Below are 8,224 nucleotides of genomic sequence, written 5' to 3' on the forward strand. Positions count from 1 at the left end.
TTCGACTGCGCCGGAAGTGGGGCGAATTATAGACACCTGAGATCTGCCGTCAACACCTATTTTCACAAATCTGTCATATAGGTCAAAAAAGCCCGAAAACGCAAAGGCCGACCCCAAGGGGTCGGCCTTCTTTTGCCCCTCTACTTACAAGCTGGGGAACGCGAACTGCGAAGCTTCATGGCTCGCACGCTGCGGCCAGCGCTGGGTGATGGCCTTGCGACGGGTATAGAAACGCACGCCATCCGGGCCGTAGGCATGCAAGTCGCCGAACAGCGAACGCTTCCAGCCGCCGAAGCTGTGATAGGCGACCGGCACCGGCAACGGTACGTTGACACCGACCATGCCGACTTCGATCTCGTCGCAGAACAACCGCGCCGCTTCGCCGTCACGGGTGAAGATGCACGTGCCGTTGCCATACTCGTGATCGTTGATCAGTTGCATGGCCTCTTCCAGGCTGTTGACCCGAACAACGCACAACACCGGCCCGAAGATCTCTTCTTTATAGATGCGCATCTCTGGCGTGACGTTGTCGAACAGACAACCACCCAGGAAGAAGCCGTCTTCATGACCGGCCACGGTCAGGCCACGACCATCCACCACCAGCGTCGCGCCGGCGGCTACGCCGTCTTCTACATAACCGCTGACTTTGTCACGAGCCTGGCCAGTCACCAGTGGACCCATATCCAGACCGCAGGAAGTACCGGCACCGATTTTCAGCGCCTGGATCTGTGGAACCAGTTTGGCCACCAGTGCATCGGCAACCTGGTCACCGACACACACGGCCACGGAGATCGCCATGCAGCGTTCACCGCAAGAACCGTAAGCCGCGCCCATCAGTGCGCTGACAGCGTTGTCCAGATCTGCATCCGGCATCAGCACGGCGTGGTTCTTCGCACCGCCCAGGGCCTGAACGCGCTTGCCGCGCTTGGTGCCTTCGGAATAGATGTATTCAGCAATCGGCGTCGAACCAACGAAGCTCAACGCTTTGACTTCCGGCGCCTCGATCAATGCATCCACCGCCGTCTTGTCACCGTGCACCACGCTCAGTACGCCTTTAGGCAAACCGGCTTCCAGTAGCAACTGGGCAATCAGCAGCGTAGAGCTTGGATCACGCTCGGATGGCTTGAGGATGAAGCAGTTGCCGCAGACGATTGCGAGCGGGTACATCCACAGCGGCACCATGGCCGGGAAGTTGAACGGCGTGATACCGGCGACAACGCCCAACGGCTGGAAGTCAGACCAGGCATCGATGTTCGGGCCGACGTTGCGGCTGTACTCGCCCTTGAGGATTTCCGGAGCCGCGCAAGCGAACTCGACGTTCTCGATGCCGCGCTTCAATTCACCAGCAGCATCTTCCAGGGTCTTGCCATGTTCTTCGCTGATCAATTGCGAGATGCGAGCCTCATTCTGCTCCAGCAGTTGCTTGAAGCGAAACATCACCTGGGCACGCTTGGCCGGCGGCGTGTTGCGCCAGGCCGGGAACGCAGCCTTGCCGGCGTCGATGGCGCTCTGGATGGTTTCGCGGGTCGCCAGCGGCAACTTGTGAATAGCCTGACCGGTAGACGGGTTGAACACATCAACCGCGCGACCGTTCTCGGTCACCAGTTCGCCATTGATCAAATGCGGAATAACGCTCATGGAAGCTCCTGAAAAGTTGTCCACAGGCGCCCGTTCCCGGACGCCCGTTGTTTATAGGTATATAGAAGGAGAAATCAGTCGATTTTGCTCAGCACTTCGCCGACCGCGTCGAACAGGCGGTCCAGGTCCTGCGGCTTGCTGTTGAACGTTGGGCCGAACTGCAGGGTGTCGCCGCCGAAACGTACGTAGAACCCGGCTTTCCACAGCGCCATGCCGGCTTCGAACGGACGCACGATGGCATCGCCGTCACGTGGAGCGATCTGGATCGCGCCGGCCAGGCCGTAGTTGCGGATGTCGATGATGTTCTTGGTGCCCTTCAGGCCATGCAGTGCATTTTCGAAATGCGGTGCGACTTCAGCCACGCTCTGCACCAGGTTTTCCTTTTGCAGCAGGTCAAGCGCTGCCAGGCCCGCGGCGCAAGCCACCGGGTGTGCGGAATAGGTGTAGCCATGCGGGAATTCAACCGCGTATTCAGGCGTCGGCTGATTCATGAAGGTCTGGTAGATCTCGGAGCTGGCAATCACCGCGCCCATCGGGATCGCGCCGTTGGTGACTTGCTTGGCGATGCACATCAAGTCCGGGGTCACGCCGAAGGTGGTGGCGCCAAACATGGTGCCGGTGCGGCCGAAACCGGTGATCACTTCGTCGAACACCAGCAGGATGTTGTGCTGGTCGCAGATTTCACGCAGACGCTTGAGGTAACCCTGTGGTGGAACCAGCACGCCAGCGGAACCGGCCAATGGTTCGACGAATACTGCTGCGATGTTCGACGCATCGTGCAGTTCGATCAGCTTCAGCAGTTCGTCAGCCAGGGCGATCCCCCCCTGCTCCGGCATGCCACGGGAGTAAGCATTGCTCGCCAGCAAGGTGTGCGGCAGGTGGTCGACGTCCATCATCGCCTGACCGAACAACTTGCGGTTGCCGTTCACCCCACCAAGGCTGGTGCCGGCGATGTTCACACCGTGGTAGCCACGGGCACGGCCGATCATTTTGGTCTTGGTCGACTGGCCCTTCAGGCGCCAGTAGGCACGGACCATCTTCACGGCGGTGTCAGCACACTCGGAACCCGAGTCGGTGAAGAACACGTGATTCAGGTTGCCCGGCGTCAGGTCGGTGATCTTCTCAGCCAGTTGGAACGACAGCGGATGGCCGTACTGGAAGCCTGGCGAGTAATCGAGAGTGCCCAGTTGCTTGGCGACCGCTTCCTGGATTTCCTTGCGGGTGTGCCCGGCGCCACAGGTCCACAGACCGGACAGCGAGTCATAAACCTTGCGGCCCTTGTCGTCGATCAGCCAACTGCCCTCGGCGCCAACGATCAGGCGTGGGTCGCGCTGGAAGTTACGGTTGGCGGTGTAAGGCATCCAGTGAGCATCGAGCTTGAGCTGGCTGGCCAGGGAAGTCGGGGCGTTTTCAGACAAGTTCATGGGCGAAACCTCGCAAGGCAATAAGCGGCGTAAGGATTGAAAACCGTTGTTGCAGCTAAATTGCCACGGGGATAAAGTCTGTGAAATCCAACTTTTCTAATGTTCAGTCAGCCAACCACTAAACTTTTGAGTAACCCGCATGAGCACTCGCCGCCCCGATCCGCTGGCCCAGGTCAGCGACTTTGATATTCGCCTGCTGAGGATCTTTCGCAGCGTGGTGGAATGCGGCGGCTTCTCCGCGGCGGAAACCGTGCTGGGCATCGGTCGTTCGGCAATCAGCCAGCAGATGAGCGATCTGGAGCAACGCCTCGGTCTGCGCCTGTGCCAACGTGGACGTGCCGGGTTTTCCCTGACCGAAGAAGGCCGCGAGGTCTATCAATCGGCGTTGCAACTGTTAAGTGCACTGGAAAGCTTCCGCACCGAGGTCAACGGGCTGCACCAGCATTTGCGCGGCGAATTGATCATTGGTCTGACGGACAACCTGGTCACCCTGCCCCACATGCGCATCACCCATGCCCTCGCGCAATTGAAAGAACGCGGCCCGGATGTGCAGATCCAGATCCGCATGATCGCGCCCAATGAAGTCGAACAAGGCGTGCTCGATGGCCGCCTGCACGTCGGCGTGGTGCCGCAGGCCAGCGCACTGTCGGGGCTGGAGTATCAACCGCTGTATAGCGAACGATCGCTGCTGTACTGCGCGGTCGGTCATCCGCTGTTTTATGTCGACGACAAACAACTGGACGACGAACGCCTGAACAGTCAGGACGCAATCGCGCCCACCTTCCGTTTGCCGGCTGAGATCCAGGCCCACTACCAGGCGCTCAATTGCACAGCCAGTGCCTCGGACCGCGAAGGCATGGCGTTCCTGATCCTGACCGGACGCTACATCGGTTATCTGCCGGATCACTACGCGAGTCTTTGGGTGCAGCAAGGCCGGTTGCGCGCGTTGAAAGCCAAAACGCGCTTCTATGACCTGAGCCTGGCGTCGGTCACACGCAAGGGGCGTCGACCTCATCTGGTGCTGGAGAGTTTTCTGGAGAGCCTGGCCGCGACGCGCTGAAAACCTGTGGGGTAGGGTTTTATTGTGTGAGGACTTGTCTGAAGCCGGTGGGTACGTTATCAACGCACTGGACGTCCCATCCACCAGTTCGGAAGTGCTTATGACCTTTGAAGTCCCCGCCCACGGCGGAAAACCCGTCAGCCGCATTCGTCAGAAAAACGAAGAGACCATCATCAAAGCCGCCGAAGACGAGTTCGCCCGTCACGGGTACAAAGGCACGAGCATGAACACCATCGCCCAGAACGCAGGGCTGCCCAAGGCGAACCTGCATTACTACTTCACCAATAAACTCGGTTTGTACGTGGCGGTGCTGAGCAACATCATCGAACTGTGGGACAGCACCTTCAACACCCTCACGGCCGAGGATGATCCGACCGAAGCCTTGACCCGTTACATTCGCGCCAAAATGGAGTTCTCCCGCCGCCAGCCGCAAGCCTCGCGGATTTTTGCGATGGAAGTCATCAGCGGCGGTGAATGCCTGACCGAGTATTTCAACCAGGATTATCGCGCCTGGTTCCAGGGCCGTGCGGGCGTGTTCCAGGCCTGGATCGACGCTGGCAAAATGGACCCGGTCGATCCGGTGCACCTGATTTTCCTGCTGTGGGGCAGCACCCAGCATTACGCCGACTTCGCCACGCAGATCTGCCGCGTCACCGGGCGCGCCAGGTTGACCAGGCAAGACATGGAAGACGCCGGGGATAACCTGATCCGCATCATTCTCAAGGGCTGCGGCCTGCAACCTGCCATTTAAGTAGCCATTCAGGTACGTATGCCTTTTACCCTCAGCGGTTTTTGCGAATACCGCGAAGAGATTCGCAAGAGCCGCTTCATTACCTTTGCCGCGCCAATCTCCAGCCCGGCCGAAGCCCAGGCGTTCATCGAACAGCACAGTGACTTGAATGCCTCGCATAATTGCTGGGCGTGGAAGCTCGGCGATCAGTATCGCAGCACCGATGATGGCGAGCCCGGCGGCACGGCTGGCCGACCGATTCTGGCGGCGATCGAGGCACAGGATTGCGACCAGGTCGCAGTGCTGGTGATTCGCTGGTATGGCGGCATCCAACTGGGTACCGGGGGGCTCGCCCGGGCCTATGGCGGTGGTGCGAATAAATGCCTGCAAGCGGCGCCGAAAGTCGAGCTGATCAGTCGGGTGCCGCTGCGTTGCGCTTGCGGGTTTGCCGAGTTGGCCTTGGTCAAGCTGCGGGTAGCGGAGGCAGGTGGATTGGTTGTGGATGAAAGTTTCACTGCCAATGGTGTCGAGTTGCAGTTGGCTGTAGGCGATGCGCAAATCGATACCTTGCAGTCACAGCTGGCCGATTTGAGTCGTGGACGTATTCGCTTGCAGCGCTAAAAACAAGAGCAAAAGATCGTAGCCTTCGGCAGCTCCTGCATGGGATCGTGCTGCGATCTTTTGGAGCACGCCGCTTTTCCACTTATTCCATATTTGCCCACATCTGCTGTGCACCCGGCTGTGGATAACCTGAGCACATTCAGCTGTAACCCTTGTGTCATGCGGCTTTGCGGGCTTTGCTCAATTTTCGTCCAATCTGCCATCAAGCACATCAAATTCAAATAAAAACAAATAGTTACAACGGTTTATCGCCTTTAGAAGAAAGCCACTCAGTGCTTATGCCTGTGCTTGGAGCTTGCGCACAAATACTGTGGAGCAATCTGTGGATAACCCGTTCATGGCCCTCTCGGCGCCAGATCCGATATGGCCTGCAGCCAACTGCTCATTTTTTAACCAAATCACAACGGGCAAATTCGGAGCCTGATCCGAGACCTTGCCCTTAAGTGGTGCCGTGGCGCAGAGACGCACCTGCTAATCCGCGAAACCAGCAGCTAAGTCTGCTCGCGATGGCTGCCGAACAGGCAGCACCTGAGCGACGCCCCACGCCAATTCAAAAATCAGAAAAACCACCAGCAGCGAACTCGCGCCATGAGCAAGGGCATAAGCCTGCCATGCCGAAAACAGAAATCTCGCGACCGAGTCATACCGCCCATAAATTTGCTGTGGATCCCGAATCCGCAGCACCGCCCATACGCAGACAATCGACCCCAACAGATTCGCCATCAACATGTGCACCGATTCGAACGGCGGCAGCTCACCGGGCAAACTCAACGCCTGGCTCACACCCGTCAAAACCCCATGCAACGCCGCAAAACTCCACGGCGTGACAAACGCGACCGTCACGATCAGGTCATACCAGGCACTGCCTTGCACCAAACGGCGATATTGCGTTGTAGTCCACATCGACATTGCTCCATCAATTCAGGGAGCAACAAGGCTAAAGCCTGGAGTATGCTCCAGGGTCAAGCTCCTTCGAGACGTGATGATGCGCATCGGTGAATTAGCCCTGGCCAGCGCCGTCAGCCGCGACACGCTGCGTTTTTACGAGCAGCGCGGGTTGATCGCGGCACAGCGCAGTGCCAATGGGTATCGCGACTATCCGCCAGACATGGTGCAACTGGTGCAGTACATCAAGACCGCTCAACGACTGGGCTTTACCCTCGGCGAGATCGGCAACAGCGTCGCTGCAATCTGGCAGTCGCCCGATCCCGACCGTGCCGTCACACAACTGCTGCAAGACAAACTCAAACTGATCGAAGCCCGCATGGCCGAACTCGGCGCGCTGCGCGATGAGTTGCAACAACGGCTCGGGCAACAGTGTCCATTGAATCCACGACTCTGAATCTTCAAGGAAGCCAATCATGTCCAAGGCAAAAACCGCACTCATCATCGGCGCCTCCCGGGGGCTTGGCCTCGGGCTGGTGAAAACCCTGTTGGCCGATGGCTGGCAAGTCACCGCCACCGTGCGCGATCCGCAAAAAGCCGAAGCCTTGCAGGCCCTGGGCAAGGTGCAGATCGAAAAGCTCGACATGGACGATCAGCAAGCGGTGTCCGCCCTGAGCCAACAGCTCAATGGTGAAGTGTTTGACCTGCTGTTCGTCAACGCCGGGGTCAAAGGGCCGGATGTCCAGACGCCGAACGGTGGCGCGACGATGGCCGAAGTCGGTCAGCTGTTTTTCACCAACGCGGTGGCACCGATCAACCTGGCTCAGCGTTTTGTCGAGCAAATCCGCCCGGACACCGGCGTGCTGGCGTTCATGAGTTCGGTGCTGGGCAGCGTGACCATGCCCGATGCGCCGGAACTGGCACTGTACAAGGCCAGCAAGGCGGCGCTGAACTCCATGACCAACAGCTTCGTCACCCAGTTGGGCGAAACCAGTATCACTGTGCTGTCGCTACACCCGGGCTGGGTGAAAACCGACATGGGTGGTGAAGGCGCGGACATCGACGTGGAAACCAGCACACGTGGTCTGGTTGACCAGGTGAATGCGTATGTCGGCAAGGGCGGGCACCACTTCATCAATTACCGGGGCGAAACCATTCCCTGGTAATCAATGCCGCCCACAGGGTTATTTGTTGTCCTGTCGGGCCGGGCTTGCCCGCCAGAGCGTTTTGATCGACACTGCGCACCTCGCCTCCCCGGCGAACCTGGATCAGCAGACAGGGCAACACTGAGCTGGCAACCCTGAACCCAACTTTCAGAGGAGCCGGCCAATATGCCTGCGACCCGTACCTGGTTAAAAAATCCCCTCGCCATTTTCACGGCCAACGGTCTCGATGCCCGTGGCGGTCTGGTGCTGCAAGACGGCTTGATCGTCGAAGTACTCGGCGCCGGTCAACAACCGTCCGCTCCGTGCAATGAAGTGTTCGATGCCCGCGAACATGTGATCCTGCCGGGCTTGATCAACACCCATCACCACTTCTATCAAACCTTGACCCGCGCCTGGGCGCCGGTGGTCAATCAGCCGCTGTTTCCCTGGCTGAAAACCCTGTACCCGGTCTGGGCACGCCTGACCCCGGAAAAACTCGCCCTCGCCACCAAAGTCGCGTTGGCCGAGTTGCTGTTGTCCGGTTGCACCACCGCGGCCGACCATCACTACCTGTTCCCCGAAGGTCTGGAAAATGCGATCGACGTGCAAGTCGAGAGCGTTCGCGAACTGGGCATGCGCGCCATGCTGACCCGCGGCTCCATGAGCCTCGGTGAAAAGGACGGTGGCCTGCCGCCGCAACAGACCGTACAGGAAGGCGAAG

The 8,224-nt window shown here is 59.0% G+C and carries 9 protein-coding genes; 6 read left to right on the forward strand and 3 right to left on the reverse strand.

Annotated elements, in window-relative coordinates; genetic code table 11:
• Positions 1-144 precede the first annotated feature (144 nt).
• Both PMI29_RS17600 and PMI29_RS17595 read right to left on the reverse strand, forming a co-directional pair.
• Positions 145-1,638, reverse strand: coding sequence for a CoA-acylating methylmalonate-semialdehyde dehydrogenase (locus PMI29_RS17600; RefSeq protein ID WP_007997063.1), 1,494 nt, complete (start codon positions 1,636-1,638; stop codon positions 145-147).
• A gap of 74 nt (positions 1,639-1,712) precedes the next feature.
• On the reverse strand, positions 1,713-3,062 hold the full coding sequence (locus PMI29_RS17595; protein ID WP_007997065.1) for an aspartate aminotransferase family protein: 1,350 nt from the start codon (positions 3,060-3,062) through the stop codon (positions 1,713-1,715).
• Between the two features lie 139 nt (positions 3,063-3,201).
• On the opposite strand from PMI29_RS17595, the gene PMI29_RS17590 reads away from it, so the two are divergent.
• From PMI29_RS17590 to PMI29_RS17580, 3 genes are all read left to right on the forward strand, one after another.
• A complete protein-coding gene (locus PMI29_RS17590; RefSeq protein WP_007971880.1) occupies positions 3,202-4,122 on the forward strand; it encodes a LysR family transcriptional regulator in 921 nt (306 codons plus the stop codon).
• Between the two features lie 100 nt (positions 4,123-4,222).
• Positions 4,223-4,873, forward strand: coding sequence for a TetR/AcrR family transcriptional regulator (locus PMI29_RS17585; protein ID WP_007997070.1), 651 nt, complete (start codon positions 4,223-4,225; stop codon positions 4,871-4,873).
• An 18-nt stretch (positions 4,874-4,891) separates the two neighbouring features.
• The gene (locus tag PMI29_RS17580; RefSeq protein WP_007997072.1) at positions 4,892-5,473 is read left to right on the forward strand and encodes an IMPACT family protein; all 582 of its coding nucleotides are present in this window, start codon (positions 4,892-4,894) and stop codon (positions 5,471-5,473) included.
• A gap of 471 nt (positions 5,474-5,944) precedes the next feature.
• Here PMI29_RS17580 and PMI29_RS17575 read toward each other — a convergent pair whose 3' ends face one another.
• Positions 5,945-6,376, reverse strand: coding sequence for a hypothetical protein (locus tag PMI29_RS17575; RefSeq protein ID WP_007997074.1), 432 nt, complete (start codon positions 6,374-6,376; stop codon positions 5,945-5,947).
• A gap of 82 nt (positions 6,377-6,458) precedes the next feature.
• Between PMI29_RS17575 and PMI29_RS17570 the strand changes: the two genes are divergently transcribed.
• From PMI29_RS17570 to PMI29_RS17560, 3 genes are all read left to right on the forward strand, one after another.
• Positions 6,459-6,815 (forward strand): MerR family transcriptional regulator, encoded by a 357-nt coding sequence (locus PMI29_RS17570; protein WP_033052284.1) that lies wholly within the window; start codon positions 6,459-6,461, stop codon positions 6,813-6,815.
• 19 nt (positions 6,816-6,834) lie between these two features.
• Positions 6,835-7,524, forward strand: a complete 690-nt coding sequence (locus tag PMI29_RS17565; RefSeq protein ID WP_007997077.1) for an SDR family oxidoreductase — start codon at positions 6,835-6,837, stop codon at positions 7,522-7,524.
• 165 nt (positions 7,525-7,689) lie between these two features.
• A partial coding sequence (locus PMI29_RS17560) for an amidohydrolase family protein (RefSeq protein WP_007997080.1) occupies positions 7,690-8,224 on the forward strand: 535 nt, incomplete at its 3' end.

The organism is Pseudomonas sp. GM49 (assembly GCF_000282355.1).
GTDB lineage: Bacteria > Pseudomonadota > Gammaproteobacteria > Pseudomonadales > Pseudomonadaceae > Aquipseudomonas.